2 protein-coding genes are annotated in these 2,490 nt (G+C 32.9%); both read right to left on the reverse strand.

Annotated features, from left to right (window positions below; translation table 11 throughout):
• Positions 1-94: 94 nt before the first annotated feature.
• Positions 95-1,087, reverse strand: a complete 993-nt coding sequence (locus tag Q0138_RS05780) for a DegT/DnrJ/EryC1/StrS family aminotransferase (protein WP_297981972.1) — start codon at positions 1,085-1,087, stop codon at positions 95-97.
• Between the two features lie 109 nt (positions 1,088-1,196).
• A complete protein-coding gene (locus tag Q0138_RS05785; protein WP_297981974.1) occupies positions 1,197-2,390 on the reverse strand; it encodes an Nre family DNA repair protein in 1,194 nt (397 codons plus the stop codon).
• Positions 2,391-2,490 lie beyond the last annotated feature (100 nt).

A 2,490-nucleotide genomic window follows, 5' to 3' on the forward strand; every position in this document is an offset into this window, starting at 1 on the left:
CACGACGCTCTTCTGATCTGAAAAAAATAAATAAAAATAAATTAAATGAAAAAATAGTTAAAAAATAGTTAAAAAATAGTGAAAAAAAAACAATTCATTGATATTTTCTTAAAACTTCAACAATTTTATCCAAGGTTTCTTGATTTAAGCATTCCAAACTTAGATTCTTGATTTCAAGAGCAACACCTTTTTCCTTTAAACGATTGTAATTAGGACATTTGGTAATCATTCCATGACTGTCCAAAACAAATTCCTGTCTTAAATTATAGGATAATGACTTGTCATCTGACTTTACAATTACGTTTATTCCTCTTTTGTCCTTATGGAATACTTCAAAATCTGTTTTTTCCTCAATTGAATCCTTTAGATAATTGCAGGCTCCAACAGTGGTTTTAAATGTATTTTCTGCAAAATCAAGCTCTTTTGAAATACCGCAAGCTGTGAGTCTTGAAGCCTTAAATGTCTTAAATAAAAGCCGGGACTTTTCAAACAATGAATCATCATCAGTTGTTATGAAACCGCCATCACCTACATTAACGATTTTTGGAGAACCTGTTGAAGAGATTATGATGTCTGAATATTTGCCATTTGCCAATCTTTTCTCATTATCCCCAATAGCTCCTGATGCATCTTCAACAAGAAGCAAATTGTTCTTATGTGCAAATTCAGAGATTTCCCTAATATTCTGTTCTGCAGTATAAGCGGCAAAACTGGTTAAAAAGAGAGCGGACTTTTCATTTTCATTATCCAAATCAATTAAATCATCAATAGCTTCTTTTAAATAATCAATGTCAATTAGACCCCTATTGGTTTTAACGGAAATCAATTCCTTATTTAAAAATTTGGCAATCTGCTTAAATCCATTCCAAGCCCCTTGATCCGGAATTAGAATAACTCCATCAATTGAATTCATGACAGCCATAATGGCTGAATTTCCACTGTTGACCAATTTTGCATGTGAATGATTGCTCAAATCCAATAACTTATCCTCTGCCAATTGATGAAAATCATTATTATCATCGCTTTTAGCCAAATCGGACATTGCCAATTGAGTTTCATATGATGGCCTTTTAAATTTAAGATTCATGTTTTTACCTAAAAAGTTATTTGCACAAAAAATGATTTTTTAAAAAAAAACCAATGAAATTAATTATTTTAATAAATTATATTTCTAAAAATAAAGAAAAATTAAAAGTTTATTGTAATGAAGGAGGTTTCTTAAAGAAGGAATCCAAAGTTGTTTGTTGAGAATGCAACAATTCATTCAATAAGTCACTTTGCTTGACATATTTACTTATCGGAATCTTTAATTTGGTAGCGCAATAAGCTACAGCGTCCTTCAAGGTTTCAAATTCCTTATAGTTTCCATTCATTGCATATTTAATATTTTCACGAACATTGAAAACTCCTAAAGGAACATAACCTGAATATGCCTCCCTAAGAATAATGATTCCGGACTGTCTTTTAATCTCTGCCAACTTATCCAATACAGCCATCTTAGCTGTGTAATAGCAACCTCCAACACAGGAGTATTCCTTCTTGCCTGCATTAGTCTCATAATCTGAAAAGATCATTTCCTCTTTTCCTAAAATCTTTATAAATGCTTCAAACCATTCATATTGCCATTCCGTCGGAGTCAAAATAATTGCATAATAGTTCTTTAGGCTTGAGAACTCATAAACCCTATATGTATCCAAAATAGGATAATGCCTTACCTCCTTTAGAAGATTATCTGCAATTGTACTGTCACAGGCTGTAATTGACCATCTTGTTGGAACTAATTTCCTGTTTTGCTTAAGGCCAAACGCTCCAACAGAAAATGCCTTTTGCATGGCTGAAAATGGAACATCCTTATTGTGAAGGTTCATTACAGCTTCCTGAGCCTTTAAATCAGTGTCATAAAAACTTTTTTCCAATTGCCTATCCCATTTAACAGCATCAATGTCAAACCTTTCAATTACAGCGCTTGGTCCATGAGGCATGCTTTCCTCATTAAACATTGCACCTCTTGGACGGGACCCGAAGGTTGCCTCGCTGTCTACAGATTTTGATGCAAGGGAAATGTCCTGAAGCTTTTCAACAAAGGGATTTTCCAAATCCTTGATGTCGATTAATTGCTTTCCACGAACAAGATTCATCCTGTAAGCTATAATGTCCTCTTGGGTTTTATTCTCACCAATCCAAGACTCTGGAGAGTCCATTATTGCAGTGTCTCCAGTTTGTCCCACCATCATAGGCCCTGCATAGACCTTAGGATAGCTCCAACGACCTATAAAAACTGAAGGAGGTGAACTGCCATCCAAATCCTTGCCTACATTAACTGATTTCATTTGTATCTTTTCAGTTAATTTAGCCAAATAAGCATTTTTAGTAGATTTGGATGTTCTCATAATAAAACCTTAGAAAATTAGTAAAAAAAGAAAATAATTAATAAACAATAATGAAAAAGAAATAAAAAATAAAATAATGAATTAAAAAAAAATTAAAAGT

Origin of the sequence: uncultured Methanobrevibacter sp. (genome assembly GCF_937906425.1) — an archaeon.
In the GTDB taxonomy this organism is placed as follows: domain Archaea; phylum Methanobacteriota; class Methanobacteria; order Methanobacteriales; family Methanobacteriaceae; genus Methanobrevibacter.